This is a genomic window from Amycolatopsis sp. CA-126428 (assembly GCF_002904335.1).
GTDB lineage: Bacteria > Actinomycetota > Actinomycetes > Mycobacteriales > Pseudonocardiaceae > Amycolatopsis.
In genome coordinates this window covers 82,453-103,634 of record NZ_PPHF01000155.1, presented here as the reverse complement: position 1 = coordinate 103,634, position 21,182 = coordinate 82,453, and the positions used below count along the sequence as shown (strand labels likewise).

19 protein-coding genes and 1 pseudogene are annotated in these 21,182 nt (G+C 72.2%); 3 read left to right on the top strand and 17 right to left on the bottom strand.

From position 1 onward, the window contains the following. Positions 1-185: 185 nt before the first annotated feature. The 3 genes from mobA to C2L58_RS38990 are packed head-to-tail and all read right to left on the bottom strand — an operon-like array spanning position 186 to position 2,823. Positions 186-731 carry a molybdenum cofactor guanylyltransferase gene (mobA, locus tag C2L58_RS39000; protein ID WP_103342633.1) on the bottom strand — a complete coding sequence of 182 codons (546 nt, stop codon included), beginning with the start codon at positions 729-731 and terminating at the stop codon, positions 186-188. Between the two features lie 9 nt (positions 732-740). Further along, positions 741-1,454 (bottom strand): SAM-dependent methyltransferase, encoded by a 714-nt coding sequence (locus C2L58_RS38995; RefSeq protein ID WP_103342632.1) that lies wholly within the window; start codon positions 1,452-1,454, stop codon positions 741-743. A gap of 43 nt (positions 1,455-1,497) precedes the next feature. Next, positions 1,498-2,823, bottom strand: a complete 1,326-nt coding sequence (locus C2L58_RS38990; protein WP_103342631.1) for an NlpC/P60 family protein — start codon at positions 2,821-2,823, stop codon at positions 1,498-1,500. 344 nt (positions 2,824-3,167) lie between these two features. Here C2L58_RS38990 and C2L58_RS38985 point away from each other — a divergent pair, with 344 nt between their 5' ends. Further along, on the top strand, positions 3,168-5,981 hold the full coding sequence (locus C2L58_RS38985) for an aconitate hydratase (protein WP_103342630.1): 2,814 nt from the start codon (positions 3,168-3,170) through the stop codon (positions 5,979-5,981). Positions 5,982-6,175: 194 nt separating this feature from the next. Here C2L58_RS38985 and C2L58_RS38980 read toward each other — a convergent pair whose 3' ends face one another. Together C2L58_RS38980 and C2L58_RS38975 are read right to left on the bottom strand one after the other, a co-directional pair. After that, positions 6,176-6,883, bottom strand: coding sequence for an MgtC/SapB family protein (locus C2L58_RS38980; RefSeq protein WP_103342629.1), 708 nt, complete (start codon positions 6,881-6,883; stop codon positions 6,176-6,178). Positions 6,884-7,085: 202 nt separating this feature from the next. Then, positions 7,086-7,940, bottom strand: a complete 855-nt coding sequence (locus C2L58_RS38975) for an alpha/beta fold hydrolase (RefSeq protein ID WP_103342628.1) — start codon at positions 7,938-7,940, stop codon at positions 7,086-7,088. 91 nt (positions 7,941-8,031) lie between these two features. Between C2L58_RS38975 and C2L58_RS38970 the strand changes: the two genes are divergently transcribed. Continuing rightward, the gene (locus tag C2L58_RS38970; RefSeq protein ID WP_103342627.1) at positions 8,032-8,610 is read left to right on the top strand and encodes a TetR/AcrR family transcriptional regulator; all 579 of its coding nucleotides are present in this window, start codon (positions 8,032-8,034) and stop codon (positions 8,608-8,610) included. Positions 8,611-8,664: 54 nt separating this feature from the next. Here C2L58_RS38970 and C2L58_RS38965 read toward each other — a convergent pair whose 3' ends face one another. The 7 genes from C2L58_RS38965 to C2L58_RS38935 form a co-directional block, all read right to left on the bottom strand. Beyond that, a complete protein-coding gene (locus C2L58_RS38965) occupies positions 8,665-10,257 on the bottom strand; it encodes an alpha/beta hydrolase (protein ID WP_103342626.1) in 1,593 nt (530 codons plus the stop codon). Positions 10,258-10,398: 141 nt separating this feature from the next. Continuing rightward, on the bottom strand, positions 10,399-10,821 hold the full coding sequence (locus tag C2L58_RS38960) for a nitroreductase/quinone reductase family protein (RefSeq protein ID WP_103342625.1): 423 nt from the start codon (positions 10,819-10,821) through the stop codon (positions 10,399-10,401). 46 nt (positions 10,822-10,867) lie between these two features. Beyond that, the gene (egtD, locus tag C2L58_RS38955) at positions 10,868-11,845 is read right to left on the bottom strand and encodes an L-histidine N(alpha)-methyltransferase (protein ID WP_103342624.1); all 978 of its coding nucleotides are present in this window, start codon (positions 11,843-11,845) and stop codon (positions 10,868-10,870) included. Beyond that, positions 11,842-12,600 (bottom strand): ergothioneine biosynthesis protein EgtC, encoded by a 759-nt coding sequence (gene egtC, locus C2L58_RS38950; RefSeq protein ID WP_103342623.1) that lies wholly within the window; start codon positions 12,598-12,600, stop codon positions 11,842-11,844. Before egtC ends, egtD begins: the two co-directional genes overlap by 4 nt. A 4-nt stretch (positions 12,601-12,604) precedes the next feature. Then, the gene (gene egtB, locus C2L58_RS38945) at positions 12,605-13,942 is read right to left on the bottom strand and encodes an ergothioneine biosynthesis protein EgtB (RefSeq protein WP_103342622.1); all 1,338 of its coding nucleotides are present in this window, start codon (positions 13,940-13,942) and stop codon (positions 12,605-12,607) included. Then, complete coding sequence (locus C2L58_RS38940) at positions 13,939-15,201, bottom strand: glutamate-cysteine ligase family protein (protein WP_103342621.1); 1,263 nt, start codon at positions 15,199-15,201, stop codon at positions 13,939-13,941. Before C2L58_RS38940 ends, egtB begins: the two co-directional genes overlap by 4 nt. Before the next feature lie 120 nt (positions 15,202-15,321). Beyond that, on the bottom strand, positions 15,322-16,248 hold the full coding sequence (locus tag C2L58_RS38935; RefSeq protein WP_103342620.1) for a LysR family transcriptional regulator: 927 nt from the start codon (positions 16,246-16,248) through the stop codon (positions 15,322-15,324). 119 nt (positions 16,249-16,367) lie between these two features. On the opposite strand from C2L58_RS38935, the gene C2L58_RS38930 reads away from it, so the two are divergent. After that, positions 16,368-17,549, top strand: a complete 1,182-nt coding sequence (locus C2L58_RS38930) for a Glu/Leu/Phe/Val dehydrogenase dimerization domain-containing protein (protein ID WP_103342619.1) — start codon at positions 16,368-16,370, stop codon at positions 17,547-17,549. Here the strand turns inward: C2L58_RS38930 and C2L58_RS51610 are convergent. The 5 genes and pseudogenes from C2L58_RS51610 to C2L58_RS38905 all read right to left on the bottom strand — a co-directional run. Continuing rightward, positions 17,539-17,814, bottom strand: a pseudogene (locus C2L58_RS51610) (prolyl aminopeptidase); the annotation flags it as partial. The gene C2L58_RS38930 and the pseudogene C2L58_RS51610 sit on opposite strands and share 11 nt — an antisense overlap. A 191-nt stretch (positions 17,815-18,005) precedes the next feature. Next, positions 18,006-18,734 carry an ESX secretion-associated protein EspG gene (locus tag C2L58_RS38920; protein ID WP_103342618.1) on the bottom strand — a complete coding sequence of 243 codons (729 nt, stop codon included), beginning with the start codon at positions 18,732-18,734 and terminating at the stop codon, positions 18,006-18,008. Between the two features lie 25 nt (positions 18,735-18,759). After that, entirely contained in the window at positions 18,760-20,124 is a 1,365-nt protein-coding gene (locus C2L58_RS38915; protein WP_103342617.1) for a hypothetical protein, read from the bottom strand. A 3-nt stretch (positions 20,125-20,127) separates the two neighbouring features. Beyond that, entirely contained in the window at positions 20,128-20,739 is a 612-nt protein-coding gene (locus C2L58_RS38910; RefSeq protein ID WP_233226184.1) for a DUF3558 domain-containing protein, read from the bottom strand. A 38-nt stretch (positions 20,740-20,777) separates the two neighbouring features. Further along, positions 20,778-21,170: a hypothetical protein gene (locus C2L58_RS38905; protein ID WP_103342616.1), complete on the bottom strand. Its 393-nt coding sequence runs from the start codon at positions 21,168-21,170 to the stop codon at positions 20,778-20,780. Positions 21,171-21,182: the final 12 nt, after the last annotated feature.

The following is a 21,182-nucleotide window of genomic DNA, read 5'->3' as shown; positions in this document are numbered from 1 at the left end:
GGCTCAGCGGCCTTGCCCGAGGTGTCCCGCTGAGCGGCAGCCCGCGTCACCGGCGCGCCTCGAGCACCTCGGCGGCCCAATACCGCCCCCACCACCCGACCATCGCTCCCCGACGCAGCGCGGCCGGCGCAAGCACGCAGCCCGGCAGCGCGACCGCGGCCTCCACGATGGCCGCGTCGCTCACCTCACCGATGCCGCTCCAGGTCCTCGGGTGTGTCGATGTCGTCGGCTTCTCCCCGTTCCGCCGGGACCTCGGCCACCGCCAGCCCGCCCAGGACCCGGCGCAGGGCCGCGTTCTCCGCCTGCTCCGGCACCGCCGCCCGCAGCGACGGCAACCGCCAGGCGCCCAGGAGCCACTGGCGCTCCCCCGCCGCGTCCACCAGGACCGCGCCGTCGCCGTCGCCGACCGCTGCCACCAGCCTGTCCACTGTGGAGCGGCGGACGCCCGGGAGGTCGGCGGCCAGCAGCACGACCGCCTCGACGTCGTCGGGCACGAAGACCAGGCCCGCCGCCAGTGCCGCCACCGGGCCGGTGCCCGGCACCGGCTCGCGCGTCCACACGACGTCGAAGCCCGGCCGGCGCGGGCCGACCGCGATCACCCGCTCGGCGCCGTCGAGGGCGTGGATCGCGCGGGCCAGCAACGGTTTCCCGCCCACCGACAGCGCCGGCTTGTCCACACCGGACAGCCGGCGGGCCGAGCCACCGGCCACCACGATCCCCGCGTAGCGCACCGAGGCACCCTAGCGGCCCAGCACGAGGTAGGTGAAGCCCAGCACCCCCCGGTAGTCCCGGACATACTGCCGCAGCCGCCCGTCGAGCCACTCCCGGACCCGCTCCGCCCGCGGGTCGGCCGGGTGCGCCACCAGCCACTCCGTCCAGCCGGCCCGCGAGGTCGACTCGAAGTCGTCCCATTCCAGCTGGTCGGCGGTGCTGAAGTGCAGCACGCGCCAGCCGGCGCCGGCCGCGGCGTCGAGCAGGTCCGGCAGGGTCAGCAGGTCCGGGCCGAAGATCTCCCGCGCCGCCGGGCCGGGCGCCGCCGCCCAGAAGCCGTCGCCGTAGAGCAGCCGGCCGGACGGCCGCACCACCCCGGCGAGCGCTTCCAGCGCGGCCGTGGTCGAGCCGAAGACGTGGGCGGACCCGATGCAGAACACCCGCTCGGCCGGATCGGCCCAGGTCGCGGCGTCCGCCTCGGCGAACTCCACCGCCAAACCACGGGCCGCGGCCGCCGCCCGGCCGCGGTCGAGGCCGGTCACGTCGGTGTCGGCACCGGTCGCGCGCAGGCCGGGGGCCCGGGCGGCCGCCCGCAGCAGCAGCTCACCCCAGCCGCAGCCGAGGTCGACGAGCCGGCCCTCGCCCAGGGCCATCCGGTCGAGCAGCAGTTCCGCGTGCGGCTCGGACAGCGGTGTGTTCCAGCGCATCCGGGTGCGCCGCAGCGCGTTCAGTTCGTCGTCCACGCGGCCGATCTTCGCGAGGTCCCGGGCGGCCGTCGAGCGAGTTTCAGCCGACCAGCCGCGTCGCGTACGGCATGATCCCGCCGTAGCGGACCGGCGCCACCCGGACCCGCAGGCCGGACTGCGGCGCCTCGACCATCTGCCCGCCGCCGAGGTAGAGCGCGACGTGGTGGATGCCGCCCGGGCCACCCCAGAACAGCAGGTCGCCGCGGCGCATCTGGGACAGCGGCACCTGCCGTCCCGACGAGTACTGGTAGCCGCTGTAGTGCGGCAGCGAGCGGACCCCGGCGAAGGCGTAGATCATCAGGCCGGAGCAGTCGAAGCCGATCTTGTTGTAGTCGCCGTAGCGGTCGGCGATACCGCCGTCGCGGATGCCGCGGGTCGCGCCGCTCGCGTTGCCGCCGCCCCAGGCGTAGGGCATCCCGAGCTTGGACATCGCCCGCGCGATCACCGCCTCGATCGACGAGCCGGCCGGGGCCGACGGCGCCGGTCCGCCCGACGGACGGCCACCACCCCCGGCCGCCGCGGCAGCGGCGGCGAGCGCGGCCTGACGCGCGCGTTCCTCGTCCTCGCGCTGCTTCTGGGCGAGCCAGTCCTGGTAGCGCTGCCGCTGTCCCTGCAGGCCGCCGACCTTGGCCTGGGCGGCGTAGAGCTGCTGCTCGACGTCGGTCTTGTTCTTCTCGAGCTGGGAGTTCTGGGCGGCCTGGCCGTCCTCGGCACGCTCGGCGGTGGTCTGCGCCGCGTCGGCGCTGTTCTTCGCCCGGCGGGCCGCGTCCTGCTTCTGCTGGGCGATCTCGGCGGCCTTGCGGGCGGCGGCGTCCTTGTTGGACTTCTCGGTCTGCGCCTGCTGGAGCCGGTCGAGGGCGTTGAGCCGGTCGCCGCCCACGGCGTCGAGCAGCTGCGCGCGGGCGAGCATGTCCTTGGGGCTGTCCGCGCTCAGGTACGCCGAGAGCGAGCCGACCGTGCTGCCCTGCTGGAAGCTGGCGGCGGCGAAGGTCTTCAGGTCCGCCCGGGCCTGCTCGATGGCCGCCGCGGCCGCGTCCGCTTCGGTGCGAGCGGCCTTCGCGTCGTTCTCCGCCTGCGCCGCGTCGTCCTGCGCGATCTGCAGGTCGACCAGCGCCTTGTTGGCCTGTTCCTGCTTGAGCTCGACGTCGTCCTGCAGCTGCGTGAGCTTCTGCTCGGCCTGGGCCAGCTGGTTGGTCAGCCGGCCGACCTCGCCGGCCTTCGCGTTCGCGTCGGCCTTGCCGGCCTGGATGTCGGAATCGCTGGGATTCGGCGGCGGCGGGGGTGCCGCGAGCCCGGTGCCCCCGGCGCCGAACAAGATCACCAGCGTGAGCGTGCTCACGCTGAGTCCCCGGCGGACGCGCGGCACCCTCGGACCCCCGCACCGTCCTAACAAGACCGCCACCTCCGCTCACCAGCGCACACCCCGTGTCACTGCAGTCACACCACTATCACAAGCCTCAGCCGAAACTTACACAACGTAGGCACCAATTCCCCTCATTGAGGGACCCCGGCATCGGATGGCGCAGCCCACACCGCGTGTCGTCTTGTCCGCTAAACAGGACAGGCGTACTGTTTGAACCACCGCGAGGTGTGCCATCCCGCATCCGGTCCTACGGTGGGGGTGCGCAAGACTCGCCCCACCGAACCGACCGAACTGACCCGGGACTCCTCTGCCGCGACGGAGCGGCGTCCCCGCCACTGGAGTTAGACGTGACCTCACCCGCCAGCAAGGACAGCTTCGGCGCCAAAGACACGCTGAAGGTCGGCGACGCCTCGTACGAGGTGTTCCGCCTCAACAAGGTCGAGGGCGCCGAGCGGCTGCCCTACAGCCTGAAGATCCTGCTCGAGAACCTGCTGCGCACCGAGGACGGCGCGAACATCACCGCCGACCACATCCGCGCGCTCGGCTCGTGGGACCCGAACGCCGACCCGTCGATCGAGATCCAGTTCACGCCGGCCCGCGTGATCATGCAGGACTTCACCGGCGTCCCGTGCGTCGTCGACCTCGCCACCATGCGCGAAGCGGTCACCGACCTGGGCGGCGACCCCGACAAGGTCAACCCGCTGGCGCCGGCCGAGCTGGTCATCGACCACTCGGTGATCATCGACGTCTTCGGCCGCCCGGACGCCTTCGAGCGCAACGTCGAGATCGAGTACGAGCGCAACCGCGAGCGCTACCAGTTCCTGCGCTGGGGCCAGGGCGCCTTCGACGAGTTCAAGGTCGTCCCGCCGGGCACCGGCATCGTGCACCAGGTCAACATCGAGCACCTCGCCCGCACGGTGATGTCGCGGGGCGGCCAGGCCTACCCCGACTCCTGCGTCGGCACCGACTCGCACACCACCATGGTCAACGGCCTCGGCGTGCTGGGCTGGGGCGTCGGCGGCATCGAGGCCGAGGCGGCCATGCTGGGCCAGCCGGTGTCGATGCTCATCCCGCGCGTCGTCGGCTTCAAGCTGACCGGCGAGATCCCGGCCGGCGTCACCGCCACCGACGTCGTGCTGACCATCACCGAGATGCTGCGCCGCCACGGCGTCGTCGGCAAGTTCGTCGAGTTCTACGGCGAGAGCGTAGCGGCGGTGCCGCTGGCCAACCGCGCCACCATCGGCAACATGAGCCCGGAGTTCGGCTCCACCGCGGCGATCTTCCCGATCGACGAGGAGACCGTCCGCTACCTCAAGCTGACCGGCCGCTCGGCCGAGCAGGTCGCGCTGGTCGAGGCCTACGCCAAGGAGCAGGGCCTCTGGCACGACCCGTCGCGCGAGGCGGCCTACTCCGAGTACCTCGAGCTGGACCTGTCGACGGTCGTCCCGTCGATCGCCGGCCCGAAGCGCCCGCAGGACCGCATCGAGCTGTCCGACGCGAAGTCGGCGTTCCGCAAGTCGATCCACGACTACGTGGACGGCGAAGACAACACCCCGCACACCAAGATGGACGAGGCTGCGGAGGAGTCCTTCCCGGCCAGCGACGCTCCCTCGCTGTCGTTCGCCGAGGACGACGCCCCGCCGGTCACCAGCTCGGCGGCGAACGGCGCGTCGGGCCGCCCGAGCAAGCCGGTCAAGGTTTCCACGGCGGACCGCGGCGAGTTCGTGCTCGACCACGGCGCCGTGGTGATCGCCTCGATCACCTCGTGCACCAACACCTCGAACCCGTCGGTCATGCTCGGCGCCGCGCTGCTCGCGCGCAACGCCGTGGACAAGGGCCTCGCGGTGAAGCCGTGGGTGAAGACGTCGATGGCGCCGGGCTCGCAGGTCGTCACCGACTACTACACCAAGGCCAACCTGTGGCCGTACCTGGAGAAGCTGGGCTACCACCTGGTCGGCTACGGCTGCACCACGTGCATCGGCAACTCCGGCCCGCTCTCGGACGAGATCTCCGCGGCGATCCAGGAGAACGACCTCACCGCGGTCTCGGTGCTCTCGGGCAACCGGAACTTCGAAGGCCGGATCAACCCCGACGTGAAGATGAACTACCTCGCGTCGCCGCCGCTGGTCATCGCCTACGCGCTGGCCGGCACGATGGACTTCGACTTCGCGAACCAGCCGCTCGGCCAGGACACGAACGGCGACGACGTCTTCCTGAAGGACATCTGGCCGACGGCCCAGGAGATCCAGGAGACCATCGACCACGCGATCACGCAGGAGATGTTCACCAAGGACTACGCGGACGTCTTCGACGGCGGCGAGCGCTGGAAGTCGCTGCCCACCCCGGAGGGCAAGACCTTCGAGTGGGACCTCGAGTCCACCTACGTGCGGAAGCCCCCGTACTTCGAGGGCATGACGCCGGAGCCGGCGCCGGTCACCGACATCACCGGCGCGCGCGTGCTGGCGAAGCTGGGCGACTCGGTCACCACCGACCACATCTCCCCCGCCGGCGCGATCAAGCCGGGTACCCCGGCCGCGCAGTACCTGACCGAGCACGGCGTGGAGAAGAAGGACTTCAACTCCTACGGTTCCCGGCGCGGCAACCACGAGGTGATGATCCGCGGCACGTTCGCGAACATCCGGCTGCGCAACCAACTCCTGGACGACGTGCAGGGCGGCTACACCCGCGACTTCACCGTCGAGGGCGCCCCGCAGGCGTTCATCTACGACGCGGCGCAGAACTACGCGGCGGCGGGCACCCCGCTGGTCGTGCTGGGCGGCAAGGAGTACGGCTCGGGTTCGTCGCGTGACTGGGCGGCCAAGGGCACCTCGCTGCTGGGCGTCCGCGCGGTGATCACCGAGTCGTTCGAGCGCATCCACCGCTCCAACCTGATCGGCATGGGCGTCATCCCGCTGCAGTTCCCGGCGGGCGAGTCGGCCTCGTCGCTCGGCCTCGACGGCACCGAGACGTTCGACATCGCGGGCATCACGGCGCTGAACGACGGCGACACGCCCCGCACGGTGCACGTCACGGCGACCAAAATCGACGGCACCAAGGTCGAGTTCGACGCGGACGTCCGCATCGACACCCCGGGCGAGGCGGACTACTACCGCAACGGCGGCATCCTGCAGTACGTGCTGCGGAAGATGACGCAGGCGTAAGAAAGCCGTTCCCCGAAGGCCTCCCCATCGTTCAGGTGGGGAGGCCTTCGGTTTCGGTACCGGGACCGGTGTGGGGGGCTTCTCGATCTCGGTGACGGCCCGGTTCGCCGCGCAGAACCGCGCGCCGGCCAGCAGGTCAACGCCGAACAGCCCGCCCGGTTCGACGAGCTGCTCGGCGATTTCCTCCACGCCCGCTAAGCGGGCACGGCCAGCCAGCGGACACTCGACACCGACGGCTCCAGCGACAACCGCGACACCGCCGCTTCCATCTGGGCGTCGTCGCGCTGGTCGCCGATCAGCTCGGCGCGGACCTCGACCGTGCGGTCTTCCGGGCGGTCCGTGCTCAGCACCGACAGCAGCCGGAAGTCCGTGCGCGTCAACGCCTGCACCAGCAGGGCCCGCACGTGGGCCTCGGCCTCGTCGCGGGTCACCGCCTGGAACTCGTACCGCGCCGGGGTCTCCTCGCCCGCGTCGGGACGGCGGTCCACCACGCGGCCGAGCGGGCGCAGCACCACGTTCACCCCGACCACGACGGCGGTCCCGGCCGCCGCGACCGCGTACAGCCCGGCTCCGGCGAGGGCGCCGACCGCGGCCGAGCACCAGAGGGTCGCCGCGGTGTTGAGGCCCCGGACGTTGAGGCCGTCGCGCATGATGACCCCGGCGCCGAGGAACCCGATGCCCGAGACGATCTGCGCGGCCACCCGGGTCGGGTCGGCGTCGCCGCTCGAGGCCAGCCCGCCGAACCCGTGGGCGGACAGCAGCACGAACAGCGTCGCGCCGACCGCGACGAGGGCGTTGGTGCGCAACCCGGCCATCCGGGCGCGGAACTGGCGCTCGACCCCGATGACGGCACCCAGGCCGACGCCGGCGCCGACGCGCAGCAGCATTTCGAAGATGGTCATTTCCGGCTCTTTTCCGGCGTGCGCGCACTGCCGGACAGGGGGCGACCGGAACTCAGCCCCGCCGGAAACCTCCGGTGAGCGCGCGCCCGGCCGTCCGAAGACTGTCCGCTGGCATGTGCCGCTCACCTCGCTTCCGTTGCTCGGGGTTGATCAACTCTCCCACTGTAGCGCCAGTTCCTGATCTCGGCGCCTGTGATGAGCGCTACGCCCAGTGCCGGCGCAGGTGCGGCACGAGGTCCCCGGGCCGTTCGTCGGGGAAGAAGAGCTTCGCGCCGGGCACCTCGACGACCTCGGTGACGCCGGGGACCGCGTCCCGGAACCGGTACGCCCACTCGACACCGAAGTTCGGATCGCCGGTCCCCCAGACCAGCAGCGTCGGCACGCGGAACTCCTTGAGCAGCGGCTCGATCGCGTCCAGCTCCTCGCCGCGGACCGACGTCAGCAGGCGCTCGAACTGCCGCGCCGCGTCGAGCGTGGCGCCGATCGGCCGGGCGAACGCGGCCAGGACCTCATCGGACAGCTGCCCGGGGTGTTCGTAGCCCCCGCCCAGCGCACCGGTCCGCGCCTGCGCCGGGTCCGTGGCGAGCCGGACCAGCAGCGGCGCGAGCTTCCCGCGTTCGGCCAGCTCGACGACCGGGCGGAACGACTCCGGCGGCAGGTTCCCCTGCGTGTCGCAGTTGGTCAGGGTGAGCGTCCGGACCCGGTCGGGGTGGAGCGCGGCGAAGACCTGCGCGACCGCGCCGCCGGTGTCGTTGGCGACCAGGTCGACCGCGCCGAGTTCCAGCGACTCGCAGAAGTCTTCGAGCAGCCGCGCCAGCCCGTTCAAACTGAGGTCCTGCTCGGGCGTCACCGGTGAAGCGCCGTGCCCCGGCAGGTCGGGCGCGACGCACCGCCGCTCCCCCGCCAGCTCGGCCATCACCTTGCGCCACAACAGGTTGTTCGTTCCCACGCCGTGCACGAAGAGCGCGACCGGCCCTTCGCCGATGTCGACGTAGCTCACGTCGCCGGACGCCGCCGACACGCGTCCGCGCTGGTCCTCCCAGGTTCGCAAGTCCATGGTCTAAGGTCCCTCCAGAAGTAAACCGACTGACGGTCTAGTATCAACAGACCGACAGTCGGTTTGTCAACGACGGAGGCTGCCGACCCGCATGAACAAGAAGATCGACCGGGGTCAGGCGACCCGCGAGCACCTCGTCGCCATCGCGACCGGGCTGTTCACCGAGCACGGCTACGACGGCACGTCGATCGAGGCCGTCCTGCGGGCCGCCGACGTGAGCCGCGGCGCGCTCTACCACCACTTCCCCGGCAAGGACGCGCTGTTCGCGGCCGTCCTGGACACCGTCTACGACCGGGTCGGCGCGGACGGGGCGCGAGCCGTCGAGGGCCTGACCGACCCGGTCGAAGCGCTGCGCGCCGCGTGTCTCGCGTGGATCCGGAGCACCCGGGACCCGGTGGTGCGGCAGGTGATGCTCATCGACGCGCCGGCGGTACTGGGGTGGCAGCGCTGGCGGGAGCTCGACGAGGTGCGCACCCTCGGCCGGATCAAGGCGGCGCTGCGGCGCGACGGCCGGATCCCCGCCGGGCGCGTGGACCTCTTCGCGCACGTCCTGCTCGCCGGCATGAACGAGATCGCGTTGCTGGTCGCCCGGGCGGACGACCACGAGAGCGCGGCCGCCGAAGCCGAGGCCGCGGCCGGGGACGTGCTGGACCGGCTGCTGAGGACGTAGCACGGGCCGGGGCGACAGAGTCACCCCGGCCCGTTTTCCTTGCTGCCAAGCGACTCAGAAGGGCTGGACGTTCGGCTGGAACACCTGCCCGCTCGCCGGCACCTTCAGGTCGGTCAGGTAGTCCGCCACGGCCTGGTCGACGCCGAGGGCGTCACCCAGGATGCAGTGGCCGAACGCGTCGACCGACAGCAGCCGGCTGTTGCCGAGCTCGGCCGCCATCCGCTGGGCGAACTGGTACTGCGTCGCCGGGTCGTAGTAGTTGCCGACCACGATCACCGGGACGTCGGTCTTGGCCCGCCACGGCCCGCGGTAGGCGTCCGGCTTCTTCGCCGGCCACACCGGGCAGGCCGCCGTGTCCGAGAACGCCTGCGACCGGCCGAAGGTCCGCGACTCGCGCTCCCACTTCGCGGCGATCTCCGGCACCTGCTCCTGCCTGATCCGGAACGGCTTGTCCGAGCAGTTGACGGCGAAGTACGAGTCGTCGCCGGCGTACGGGCTGTCCGGCTTCAGGTCGGCCCGGCCCCGGTGCCCGATGGCGAGCGACTTCAGCGGCCGGGCCTGCAGCGACTGCGCCTGCGCGGCCGGGTGGATCGCGGTGTAGTACGTCTGCAGCCATTCGGCCAGGCCGGCGAACGCACCCGGGCTGTAGAGGATGCCGCCCACGGTGCCGGTGAACATGCTGATGTCGAGCGGGTCGGCGCCCGGGAGGGTGATCGGCTGCTTGCGCAGGTACTCCCGCAGCTCGTCGAACTTCGCCCGCGGGTCGCCGTCGCTGAAGGCGCACTTCGGGCCCGCCTGGTCACAGCGCTTGAGGAACCCGTCCAGCGCGATCTCGAAGCCCTGGGCGCGTTCCCGGTCGTACTCGACGCCGTCGCTGGTGCGCAGCGCCGGGTCGACGTTGCCGTCGATCACGATCGCCCGCGACTGCTTGGGGAACATCGCCGCGTACGTCGAGCCGATCAACGTCCCGTACGAGAAGCCGACGTAGTTCAGCTTCCGGTCGCCGACCGCCGCGCGCAGGGTGTCGAGGTCACGCACGACGTCCTTGGTGGACATGTGGTTGAGCAGCGCACCGGCGTTGTTCTTGCAGAACCGGCCGTAGTCGCGGTAACTGGCGAGGGTGCCCGAGATCTCGGCGCGCGAGATCGGCACGCCGACCTGGGCGCCGAACACCTCGTCCGCGTCCTCCTGCGTGGTGAAGCAGCGCAGCGGGTTGCTCGCGCCGACCCCGCGCGGGTCGAAGCCGATGAGGTCGAAGCGGTCGAGGACCTGCGGCCGGAAGTAGTACTGCCCGGAGATCGGCATCGTCAGGCCGGGACCGCCGGGGCCGCCGGGGTTGAGGAACAGCGAGCCGACGCGGGTGCCCGGTGTGCGGGCGGCCCGTTTGAGCAAGGCGATGTCGATGGTGCCCAGCGATGCGTTGTCGTGGTCGATCGGGACGCGGTAGCGCGCGCAGCTGTAGAACCGGACCTGGTCCGCGGGCACGCCGGCGAGGGTGTCGCTCGAGCAGGTCCCCCAGGCGACGGCCGGGGTCACGCCGACGACGGCGGGCTTGACCGCCGAGTCTTCGGTCGCGGCGGCGGTCCCGGCCGGCCCGGCCAGCCCCACGCCGGCCACGAGCGCCCCCGCCAGTGCGAACGACCGCACCCGGCTCTGTATGGATCTCGGCAAGACAGTTCCTCCCTAGGTGAGGCACTACGCCGCGAGATCACGCCGTCACGGCGCCTTACCCGGGGAGACTGGCACAAACCGGTGAATCCCGGCACCGGCCGAACGGATGGTCGGGACTTATCCGGCCACCCGCGTGAGGACGAACACCGGCAACGGCCGGGCGGCCTCGCGCTGCTCCATCGCATACCCCGGCCAGAACGCGAGCAGCTCACCCCACATCCGCTCGTACTCCTCGCCGTGCAGCTCCCGCGCGAGGACGTCGACCGGCCTTCCCGCCAGCGCGACCTCGCAGCGGGGGTGCGCCCGCAGGTTGAGCGCCCACGCCGGATCGTGCGGACGGCCCCAGTTGGACGCCGTCAGCACGAAGTCGGCGCCGCGCGGGTAGTAGAGCAGGTTGGTGCTGCGGGACAGCCCGCTCTTGCGGCCGGTGGTGGTGAGGCGCAGCGACGGCAGCCCGGCGAGCGCCACGAGGCTCACCCGGCCGCCGAACGCCTTGTGCAGTTTCTTGTCCGCCCACACGACGAAGCGGGCCGTGCGCATCAGCCACGGTCTCGTGCCGGCGGCCCGGGCGAGGGCCCGGAGAGGATTAGCCACGCACGGATCTTGCCAGGCTCACCCCGAACCGCTGCTGGGAGTCGGTCCACCAGTGCTCCAGCGCGAACCCGGCCGCGGCCAGCTCGGCCTCGACGCCGCTCGGGCGGAACTTGGCCGAGATCTCCGTCCGGATGTGCTCGCCGGCGGCGAAGGTCACCGTGCGGTCCGCGCCCGGGATCTCGACGGTCAGCTCCCGGCGGGCCCGCAGGCGCATTTCGATCCACTCGTTTTCCGCGTCCCAGTGCGCGACGTGGTCGAACTCGTCGGGGTCGAAGTTCGCGCCGAGGCGGGCGTTGATCACCCGCAGCACGTTCTTGTCGAATTCCGCCGTCACCCCGGCCGCGTCGTCGTAGGCGCGCTCGAGGATCCCGGCGTCCTTGACCAGGTCGGTGCCGAGCAGCAGCCACTCCCCCTCGTCCAGGACCTCCCGGACCGAGCGGAGGAAGGCCGCGCGCTCGGCGGGCAGGAAGTTGCCGATCGTGCCGCCGAGGAAGGCCACCACCCGCGGCTGGCCGCCGGGCAGCAGGGCCAGGTGCTGGGTGAAGTCGCCGACGACCCCGCGGACGGTCAGTCCCGGGTAGTCCTTCGAGATCGCTTCGGCGGCCTCGGCCAGCGCGGATTCGGACACGTCGAGCGGGACGAACGCCTCCAGGGTGCCGTGCGCGGTCAGCGCGTCGAGCAGCAGCCGGGTCTTCTCGCTCGACCCCGAGCCGAGTTCGACGAGCGTGTGCGCATCGGTCAGCTCGGCGACGTCGGCGGCGTGCGCGGCCAGCACCTCGCGCTCGCTGCGGGTCGGGTAGTACTCCGGCAGCTGGGTGATCTTCTCGAACAGCTCGCTGCCGTCGGCGTCGTAGAACCACTTGGGCGGCAGCCACTTCTGCGCCGCGGTGAGCCCGGCGACGACGTCGGCGCGCAGTTCCGCGGTGACGGCGTCGCCGGAGCGGTGGTGGTCGAGATCGACTTCGGTCATGACAGCTCCTGGGTCAGGGGAAGCAGGTCGACGGGCTGTCCGCGCCGGGCGCGCACGGCGTGGTGGTCGGGGACGGGCCGCCAGCGCGGGTCGCCGTCGAGGGGTTCGGACGCCAGCAGCACGCCGGCCGGGGTCTCCAGCACGGACAGCGCGTGCGTCCAGGTGGTGCCGATCAGTGTTTCGCCGTCGGTGAGCAGGAAGTTGAGCCGGGAACCGGGGGCGGCCGCCTCGACGGCGGCGGTCAGCGCCGCCACCGCCGTCAGCGGGTCCTCCCCCGTGGCCAGCCGGGCCCGCAGCAGGGCCCAGAGCACCACCGAGTCCGTCGGCGCCTCCAGCGTCAGCAGTTCGGTGACCGGCAGGGTCCTGGCCAGTTCGGCCAGCGACCCCGGGTAGCCGCGGACGACGCCGTTGTGGCTGAACAGCCGGCGCCCGGCGGTGAACGGCGCCGCGGCCGCCTCGGTCACCGGCAGGCCGGTGGTGCCGTTGCGGACCGCGGCGACGAACGCGCCCGAAGTCACCGCCGCGGCCAGCGGCGGCAGCGTCTCGTCCGTCCACAGTGGAGTCGAACGCCGGTGGCGCAGCGGCGGCGAGCCCGGGCCGGGGTACCAGCCCAGCCCGAACCCGTCGGCGTTCACCGAGCCGCCGCCGCGCATGTCCGCCGGCGCGTACGACTGCACCAGCAGGGAATGCGGGGCACGGAAGAGCACCTCGGCGGGCGAAAGCGGCTCGCCGAGGTAGCCGATGTGGCGGCACATGCGCCTACCCCACCTCGCCGGGGGCCGCGTCACGGGCGGTGCGGAAGCCGGCGAAGATCTGCCGCCGGATCGGGTAGTCCCAGTTGCGGAACGTCCCCCGGATCGCCGCGGAGTCGGTGCCGAACGACCCGCCGCGCAGCACCTTGTGCTCGGGGCCGAAGAACACCTCCGAGTACTCCCGGTACGGGAAGGGCGCGAAACCCGGGTAGCCGTGGAAGTCGGTGCTCGTCCACTCCCAGACGTCGCCGATCAGCTGGTGCACGCCGGTCGGCGACGCGCCGGCCGGGTACGCCCCCGCCGGCGCCGGGCGCAGGTGCCGCTGGCCGAGGTTGGCGTGCTCGGCGGACGGTTCCCCGTCACCCCAGGGGAACCGGCGCGACCGGCCGGTGGCCGGGTCGAACCGCGCCGCCTTCTCCCACTCCGCCTCGGTCGGCAGCCGCCGCCCGGCCCAGGCCGCGTACGCCTCGGCTTCGTAGTAGGAGACGTGCACGACCGGTTCGTCCGCGGGCACCCGCTCGTAGCCGCCGAACCGGGTCCGCCACCAGCCGTCCTGCTCCCGCTTCCAGAACCGCGGCGCGGTGATCGAGTTCTCCGTCCGGTAGGCCCAGCCGGCCGGGCTCCACCAGCGCTCGTCGTCGTAGCCGCCGCCGTCGAGGAACCGGGCGTAAGCGCCGCCCGTCACGGGGACGGTGTCCATCCAGAACGCGTCGACGGCGATCTCGTGCGCCGGGCGTTCGTTGTCCAGCGCCCACGGCTCGGCCGACGTGCCCATCGTGAACGCGCCGCCCGGCACCAGGACCTCGGCCGGCAGGGGGCCCGACCGCGCGGGCGGCGGCTCCGGCGCGTGCAGCACCGGATCGCCCCGGCGCAGCTGGTGGGTGGCCAGCATGGTCTCGTCGTGCTGCTGCTCGTGCTGGGTGATCATCCCGAAGGCGAACGCCTGCTCGGTCAGCCGCCGGCCCGTCATCGGCGCCCGCTCCAGCACGTCGAAGGCCTTCTCGCGGACCTGCTTGACGTACGCGCGCGCCTCGGCCGGCCCGAGCAGCGGCAGCTCCGGCCGGTCGGCGCGGGCGTGCTGGAACGCGTCGTAGATGTCGTCGATGTCCGGCCGCAGCGGTTCCCGGCCGCCGACGTCGCGGACCAGCCACAACTCCTCTTGGACGCCGATGTGCGCCAGGTCCCAGACCAGCGGCGACATCAGCTTGGAGTGCTGGCGGACCAGGTCTTCGTCGTCGACCGCGTCGGTCAGCGCGACGCTGCGCGCCCGGGCCCGCGTCAGCGCCTCCGCCGCACGGGCGCGCAGGTCCTGCTCGCTCAGTTCACCCCGTGCCTCTGTGCTCATGCTTCGCTCCTCGATCGGTACGCGCGCCCCTGCACGCTCTCGCTGATCTCGGTGATCGACTCCTCCGCCAGCCCGGTCTCCGCCAGCTCGGCGCAGCCGAGGTCGGCCAGGGCCGCCGCGACGGCCGCCAGCGCCGGGTCGGCCAGGCCGCGCCGCGCCGCCGTGGTCCACCGGTCCGCGACCGGCGCGCAGACCTCGCGCACCTTGTCGACGGTGGCCGGCCGGGCGAGCAGCGCGGACACCAGCGCCACCGGTGCCAGCCACTCGTCCGGCCGTTGCGCGTCGAGGTACCGGATCTCCAGGTACCCCTGCGGGCGGACCGGCGTGAACATGGTCGTGAGGTGGTAGTCCAGGTCCGCCACCGTCGGCCTCGGCAGCAGGGCGCCCGCGCCCCGGCCGTCGATCCAGTCGGCGAACGTCAGCCCCTCCGGCGCGTCCCACGGCCGCTCGCCGCGCGGCAGCACCATCAGGGGGACGTCCATCAGGCGCGCGGCCCACGCTCCGGCGGGGTCGTCGCCCGCCACGGCGGCCGTGCGCGTGCGCACCGCTTCCGTGTCGTGCACCGCCAGCCAGCGGGCGGAGGCGTGCCCGGTGTCGCGCCCGGCGTGGACGCGGGAATTGGCGAAGAGGGCGAGCAGCGGCGGGCCCATCGCGTGCGCGGCCGCCCACCGCGCGGCGTAGTGCTCGGGCTCCCCCGCGTCGAGGCAGACCTGCAGGCCGGCGGTGCTGCACATCATCGTGAGACCGCCGGGACCGATCGGCGCGAACCGGCGCTCCATGGCCGCGTACCGCGGGGTGTCCAGGAGCCGCCGCGGCGCGCGGTGCGCGTCGATGCCCGATTCGCCCAGCACGAGGCTGTACCGGGCGAGGCGGTCACGCAGGTGGTGGAGGTCGGCCGTGACGACTGCGTCGACCTCACGCAGCGAGGCCTGGGGAAGGGCGGAGATCTCGACCTGGCACCCCGGTTCGAGGCTCACGGGTGAGCCGGCCGGGAGCGGGGCGACGGGGCTGTCGGGGCGGAGCGTCCGCGGGGTGTGCGGACCCAGCGCCGTGGCGAGGACGTCGGGATCGAGGGGTCTGGCCGGGTCGTCGGCATGGTGCACGGTGAACTCCAGCTCCACGCCGGTCAGGCGGGGTGGCCCGTGCTTGAAACACACCGATGCGACGTACGCCTCGCCGGCCGCGCGGTCCGCCAGGACCCGCGCGGTGCGGTTCGACGCACTACCCGACTTTTCGGGAAAATCGTGCACCGCTTGCATGTGTCGTTCCTGTTCCGTGTGGGGAACTTCTCGCCTTCGGACGCTACACGCGGGGTACGACAAATTCAGGGTGGATCCTGCGCACCGGGAGGCGGTCACCACTCCGTAAGAAGTGCCTGATCAGGGCAAAGCCGGTTCGGTGCCGAGTCCGAGTTCGGCCGCGGAAGCCCGCACGGCGTCGATCACGAGGTGCAGCGCGGGGCGCCGGAACGCCGTGCGCCGGTAGGCGATCGACACCGTCCGCAGCAGCGGCGTGGTGAGCGTGACGACGTCGATCCCGGGCGGCCGCAGCAGGCGCAGGCCGAGGTCGGACACGAGGGTGACGCCCAGCCCGGCGCCCACCATCGCCATCGCCGTCGACTGCTCTTCGACCTCGTGGTTGATCTTCGGCGCGAAGCCGTGGCGCCGGCAGGCGGTGCGCATCGCCCGGCCGAAGTGCGACTTTGCGCCGGCCAGGATCCACGGGTGCTCGGCGAGGTCGTCCAGCGCCGCCGCCCCCGACGGCACGGCGCCCCGCGGCACCGCCGCGTGCAGCCGCTCCACGGCGACGACCGCGCGTTCCAGCCCGGCGTCCCACGTCGTCGGCGCGTCGGAGTACTCGATCACGAACGACAGGTCGAGCGTGCCGTCGCGGACCGCGTCGGCGGTGTCCTCCGGGGCCAGCTCGCGGGTGCGCACCTCGATGCCGGGATGCGTGCCGGCCAGTGCGGTCAGCGCCGTCGGCAGCAGCCCGGAGGCCACCGACGCCCACACCCCGGCGGTCAGCCGGACCTTGCGGGCTTCCTGGGCCTCCTCCAGCGCGAGGGTCGCGCGCTCCACCGAGCCGAGGATCTCTTCGGCGTGCTCGGTGAGCAAGGTGCCCAGCTCGGTCAGCTGGACGCGCCGGCCGAGCCGTTCGAACAGCTTCGCGCCCACGTCCCGCTCGAGCTGCGCGAGCTGCTGCGACACCGCCGAAGCGGTGTAGTGCAGCGCGGCGGCCGCCGCGGTCACGGTGCCCCGGCGGTGCAGCTCGCGCAGCATCCGCAAGCGGTGCAGCGAAAGCTCCATACACAAAACTTAAACGAGATCGTGCAGCAGCGTTAAATGGACGGGCGGGCCACCCGGGGCGCACGCTCGGGGTGGCGGTCACCAGGCCGCCCCGGACTTGCCTGGAGGTGAGTGGCCCGATGACCCCCGTCCAGCCGCTGATGCGGCTCACGTGGACCGATCCCGTGACCGGTGCGCCCGGCTACCTGGTCGTGCACAGCCTGGTCTCCGGCGTCGCCACCGGCGGCACCCGGATGCGGGCCGGCTGCACGATGACCGAGGTCGAGGACCTCGCCCGGGGCATGGCCAACAAGACCGCGACCTTCAACCTGCCGGTCGGCGGGGCCAAGGGCGGCATCGACTTCGACCCGAAGGACCCGCGCGCGTTCGACGTGCTGAAGCGCTTCTGCGCGTTCCTGCGGCCGTGGCTGGACGCGCACTGGGTGACGGCCGAGGACCTGGGCGTGCCCCAGCACCTGATCGACTCGGTGTTCGCCGAGCTGGGGCTGGAGCAGTCGTACCACGCGGCGATCCGCCGTTCGGCCGATCCGGCGCGGACCCTGCGCCGGGTGCAGGCGGGCCTCAACGCACCGGTCCCCGGCGGGTTGCTGCTCGGCGACGTCGTCGGCGGCTACGGCGTGGCGCAGGCGTGCCTGGGCGTCGCGGCGGCGTGGGACTGGAACGTGCGCGAAACGACGGTGGCCATCCAGGGCATCGGCACCATGGGCGGCGGGGCGGCCTGGTACCTGCACGAAGCCGGGGTGAAGGTGGTCGCGGTGGCCGACGCCGCGGGGACGCTCTACGACCCCACCGGCCTCGACGTCCCGGCGCTGCTGGAGCTGCGCGACCGCTTCGGCGAGGTGGACCGGTCCCGGCTGCCCGCCGGTGTCCGTTCGCTGCCGCGCGAGACGATCGTCGGCATCGACGCCGACATCTTCGTGCCGGCCGCGATCTCCTACGCGCTGCGGCCGGACAACGAGAGCGTCGTGAAGGCCAAGGTGGTCGTCGAAGCGGCCAACGCGGCGACGACGCCGGAAGCGGAGGCCGCGCTGTCGGCCCGCGGCGTCGCGGTGGTGCCGGACTTCGTCGCCAACGCGGGCGCGGCGGCCTGGGCGTGGTGGCTGCTGCTGGGCGAGGTCGGCGCGGACCCGGCCGACTCGTTCCTGCGGCTGCGCACGGAAATGCAGGCGAAGATCGCCCTGCTGCTGGCGGAGTGGAACATGGACCGGTTGCCGCTGCGCCTGACCGGGCTCCGGCTCGCCGAGACCAACCGCGCCGGCGCGCTCGCCCCGGAAAGCGAGCCGGCGCTGCTCATCCCCTGAGCGCGAAGCGGTCGGTCGCGCCGATCAGGACCTCCTGCATCGACGCGGCCGACACCGTGTGCCCGACGTCGTCCAGCAGCACCAGTTCGCTGCCCGGCCAGGCGTGGTGCAGCAGCCAGGGCGTGCCGACGAGGTTGTTCGTGTCGAGCACGCCCTGGGCCAGCACCGCGGGGATGCCCGCGAGCTTGCCGGCCTGACGCAGGATTTCGCCGTCCTCGAGGAACGCGCGGTTGCTGAAGTAGTGCGTGACGAGCCGCGCGAAGCACGACGAGTGCGGGCTTCCCGTCCGGGTTCCCGCAGGTCTCCCAGTAGATTTCGTGCCCGTCGCCGACGTCGAGCAGGCCGTGCTCGTAGGGCTCGATCTCGGGGTACAGCATCAGCGCGTCCTTCCGCCGGGAGATACAACAGCGCTGTCACATTAGTCCCGCGGACTGCCCGCGCGCACGGTCTTTTCGTTCAGCTCAGCGTGCCGGCCAGCTCGGTGAGCGTGTCGGCCAGTTCCTGCGGGCCCGCCGGCCCGATGTGGATGACGGCGTCGTCGCCCGAGCCGGCGGTGTAGCTGAGGTAGCGGCCCCAGTCGGTGTCGGCGTAGTGCAGTGGCTGCTGCAGGCAGGTGTGCCGGCCGACGTCGTCGCGACGGCCGACGTAGAGCTCCCCGCTGCCCGAGACGGGCCGCTGCACGAGGCTGACGACGTCGGCGACGGCCGGGTCCAGCGGATAGGCGGCCTGTCCGCGACGGGCCGCCTCGGTCAGGTCGGCCACCCGGACGGTGCGCGGCCGCCCACCACCGGCCCCGACCGGCGGCAGCTGCTCGACGAGGGCCTCGGCGAGCCGGTTCCGGTCGATTTCCTGCACCCCGACGTGCGTCCCGTCGGAGACGGCGAGGACGGCCTGCAGCCCCTTGGCGGCGGCGAGCACGCCGTAGGTCTGCCCGCCGGTGCCGACCCAGCCGTAGCACTCCCGCGCCGGGCTGACCAGCAGCGGAAGCCAGTCGAGGAAGTCGACGGTGACCCGGCCGCGGGCATCGACCAGCCCGGCGTCGGCAAGCGCGGCGTCGACCCGCTTGCCGGCCTCTTCCCGCTCGGCGTCCGAGAGCCACAGCGGCTCGGGACGCAGGGTGAGGTGGAGCTGGCCGACCTGCTCGCGTTCGGCCAGCGCGGCCAGTGCCTCGACCGGAACGTCCACCCGGCCTGTTGCCACGTCCACCCGCCTACTCGCCGATGACCGGCGGGCTGGTCCGCTGGTCGGTGCCGAAGATCGCGTCCGGGTCCGCTTCGATCAGGTAGTCCGGCCGCTGGTGTTCGTCGTCTTCATCGCCTTCACCGTGACGGCCACCAGGACCCATCGGCCCCATCTGCCCGCCGCGCGAACCCGCCGCCCTTGCGGCCGCGGCCTCCGCGGCGGCGGCGTTGCCGAGGCTGCCCATGCCGGAGCCGCGGCCACCGCCGATCCCGCGTTCACCTGCGGCTCCGCTGCCACTGCCCGCTCCGGCGCCGCTGCCGCCGCCGGTGCCCGTCCCGGTTCCGCCTCGGCCCGTCGGGTCGAGGAGGCGGCCGCCGGCGTTGCCGCTGTTCGGGCCGCGTCCGCCGGTGCCGGAGTAGGGGTCGTTGGGGTTGAGGGAGTTCTGGCCGTAGTTCGGGCCGCCGCCGGAGTTGGTGGGATAGAAGTCGACCCCACCGATGTTCGGCGGCGTCTTGCCGGGCTGGTCGGTGGTCTGCCCGGGCCGGGTCGGCACGGTGGGCACGGTCGGGCGGCCGGAGCCGGTCGTGTGGGTGTCGTCGCCGCCGGTCCCGCCGGTGCCGCCTGTTCCCCCGGTGCCGCCAGTCCCGCCGGTGCCGCCCGTTCCTCCGGTGCCGCCCGTTCCTCCGGTGCCGCTGGTCCCGCCGGGCTTGTCTCCGCCGCCGGTGTGCGTCGTGTCGACGCTGGTGGTCGAGGTGTGGTCGTCGCTGCCGGGATCACCGCCGGGGTGCTCCGGCAGCCACTTGCTCCGGTCCGTCGGTTGGTTGATCTTGCCGGGGCCGTCCGGGGTGTTCACGGAGATGGCGGCGCCGTCGGACTCGAGGACGCCGTATTCCGTGGGAATGGCCGCCCTCGTGCCGCTGGTGACGTTGCTGTACTGGTCCATGACCCGAACGTTGGTTTCGTTCGCCGCGTTGTACCGCGCCATACCTTCTTGGTAGTTGTCGATGTCGTCCTTGGCCATGAACGGCCCGGCGATCGGGATGGCGGCCTTCAAGCCGGTTGTCCAGGGGTTCGGCTTGTCCGGCTTGGGCGGCACCTGGACGACGGAGTTGCTGGAGTCGGTGAAGGACGCAGCCTGGGTGTCGACGGAGGCCTTGGTGATGTCGAGCGGCATAGCCGTGTCCCGGAAGGCCTGCTCGAGCGGGCCTGCCCCGGCGTTCGCCGCATCGGCGGCGTCGCCGGTCCACGAGTTCACCATGCGTGTTTGGAGCGCCTTGATGCTCGCGCCTCGCTCCATGTAGGCATCCGACAGCTGCTGAACCGTCTCGGCCATCTGGTTCAGACCGGTCGTGTCGCCTTGCCTGAAGTTGTCGTAGATCTGCTTGCCGTCCACTCGTCATGCCCCCTTGAGTGTCTTGACCACACCGGCGGCCGCCTGGGACGCCGCCGCGCACGAGTCGTCCTGCCCCTGGTACCCCTGGGCCTGGATGCTGAAGGAAAGGTCATCCGCGATACCGACTACCATCGCGCAGGTACCCATCGGCCGCTCGTCCTGGATGTCGGCGTAAACGGCCGGATACCCCTCGACGGCCGGAGCAGGTTCCAGGAACTTGACGAACTTCTTCAACCGGTAAGCGGCATAGGTGCCGGCCAGCCCGCCTGCCCCCAGGTCGCGGTTTCCGGTGCCGAGGATTACCTGGAGGCCGATGCCTTCGCCCTTGATCTTCCAGGAGCAGGATGGTCCGGCGGCAGTCAACGGTGTGTTGCCCTTGGGGTGGTATTCACCGGCGTCGGTGTACTTCATGGACGCGAGCAGGTCTCGGGGAAGAAGCCCGCAGGTGTCCGCTGCGTACTTCCCGGCGTCGAGCGGCGGCTGGGTCACCTTGGGGACCTCCGGATCCGCCGGCGACGCGCCCGTCGAGGCCGAGGCGTTCGGCGCGGGAGACGCGGCGCCCTCGGTCTGCGAGGTACAAGCGGTGGCGAGTCCCGCCGAAACGATCAGGGACACAGCGAGAACGCAGATTTTGCTTCGCACGGATTGTTCGCCTATGCCTTGAAGGTGTCCGACATGCCCTGGTCGGTGGCCACGGTCTTCGTCTGCGCTTCTTTGAGCTTCTTGATGTACTCCTGCGCGTACTTGCGCATGGAATCGTTCTGGCGCTGTAACGCGGCGATCGAGTCGCCACTGGTCGAGGCGAAGCTTCCGCTGGCGGCATCTTCGCCCGGCGCCAGCTTGGGGGTGTAGATCAGGCTCCGGATCTTGTCCCCGTCCTCGGAGATCTTGTCGAGCAGGTCTTCCCACTGGCCGATCACCGCGGAAAGCTCCTCGGGGTCCATCTGGAACTGGCCACCCTTGCCGCCGCCGTAGACGCGGCCCGGAGTGTCGAAGACGTCGCCCCACAGCGCCTGCGCCGCCTGCCCGGCCTCACCGATGATCACGACCGCACCTTC

What these genes read in the sequence shown, in the direction of transcription:
- C2L58_RS38980 (WP_103342629.1), bottom strand. Translation starts at nt 6,883, where the DNA reads ATGACCATCTTCGAAATGCTGCTGCGCGTCGGCGCCGGCGTCGGCCTG.
- C2L58_RS38975 (WP_103342628.1), bottom strand. Translation starts at nt 7,940, where the DNA reads ATGGACTTGCGAACCTGGGAGGACCAGCGCGGACGCGTGTCGGCGGCG.
- C2L58_RS38970 (WP_103342627.1), top strand. Translation starts at nt 8,032, where the DNA reads ATGAACAAGAAGATCGACCGGGGTCAGGCGACCCGCGAGCACCTCGTC.
- C2L58_RS38960 (WP_103342625.1), bottom strand. Translation starts at nt 10,821, where the DNA reads ATGCGCACGGCCCGCTTCGTCGTGTGGGCGGACAAGAAACTGCACAAG.
- egtD (WP_103342624.1), bottom strand. Translation starts at nt 11,845, where the DNA reads ATGACCGAAGTCGATCTCGACCACCACCGCTCCGGCGACGCCGTCACC.
- egtC (WP_103342623.1), bottom strand. Translation starts at nt 12,600, where the DNA reads ATGTGCCGCCACATCGGCTACCTCGGCGAGCCGCTTTCGCCCGCCGAG.
- egtB (WP_103342622.1), bottom strand. Translation starts at nt 13,942, where the DNA reads ATGAGCACAGAGGCACGGGGTGAACTGAGCGAGCAGGACCTGCGCGCC.
- C2L58_RS38940 (WP_103342621.1), bottom strand. Translation starts at nt 15,201, where the DNA reads ATGCAAGCGGTGCACGATTTTCCCGAAAAGTCGGGTAGTGCGTCGAAC.
- C2L58_RS38935 (WP_103342620.1), bottom strand. Translation starts at nt 16,248, where the DNA reads ATGGAGCTTTCGCTGCACCGCTTGCGGATGCTGCGCGAGCTGCACCGC.
- C2L58_RS38930 (WP_103342619.1), top strand. Translation starts at nt 16,368, where the DNA reads ATGACCCCCGTCCAGCCGCTGATGCGGCTCACGTGGACCGATCCCGTG.